This is a genomic window from Vibrio sp. 1562 (assembly GCF_033340155.1).
GTDB classification, from domain to species: domain Bacteria; phylum Pseudomonadota; class Gammaproteobacteria; order Enterobacterales; family Vibrionaceae; genus Vibrio; species Vibrio alginolyticus.
Window position 1 is genome coordinate 1 of sequence record NZ_JAWOVY010000366.1, and the last position, 691, is coordinate 691.

Annotated in this window: 1 protein-coding gene and 1 pseudogene; both read left to right on the forward strand. The window is 47.3% G+C overall.

The window, feature by feature from the left end; genetic code table 11:
- A partial coding sequence (locus R7Z49_RS25215; protein WP_318112415.1) for an OmpA family protein occupies positions 1-345 on the forward strand: 345 nt, incomplete at its 5' end.
- Positions 342-691, forward strand: a pseudogene (locus R7Z49_RS25220) (sigma-54-dependent Fis family transcriptional regulator); the annotation flags it as partial. The gene R7Z49_RS25215 and the pseudogene R7Z49_RS25220, both read left to right, overlap by 4 nt.

Below are 691 nucleotides of genomic sequence, written 5' to 3' on the forward strand. Positions count from 1 at the left end.
TTAGCTGCGCTCTATAGCTATCTTTCTGTTGATGACCGAGTGACGAAAGTGCTAATCGATGGCCATACCGACAATGTTGGACCAAGGCTTACCAACCTTTCGGTATCACGTTTACGTGCTCAACAAGTGGCCGATGCACTGATTGCTCACGGTGTAAACCCAAATATTATCGAAGTCAGATCTCATGGTGACCGATATCCGGTCGCAAATAACAATACAGCAGCTGGTCAGGCAAAGAATCGACGTGTGACGTTACGCCTAGTCAGAGACAACGAACGCACCATAGAAAAAAACACCATGTACGTACAACAACAGACTCAACAAAAGAAGGTTAAGGTTCAATGATGACGAAAACGAATATTTTGTTGGTTGAGCCGAACGAACACCTTGCTCAACCTGTACTGGATGTGCTGAAGAATGCCGGTTACACCGCAAAGCACACACGTACAGGGCGAAGCGCATTATTAGAAGAGCGCGCAAGCATCACGTTAGTGAGCTCTACGCTACCGGATATGTGCGTACGTGAGTTTGTTGCGTGTCACCAGAAGCAGCGTAATGCTGGCGTTGTGATTGCGATTGTGGATCAAGAACAAGGCATTTTGGCGGCAGAGACTATGAAGTCGGGCGCGACCGATTACTTGTTGCGTCCGTTTGAAGCGAATCAGCTCATCAATTTGCTAAAGCGTGTTGA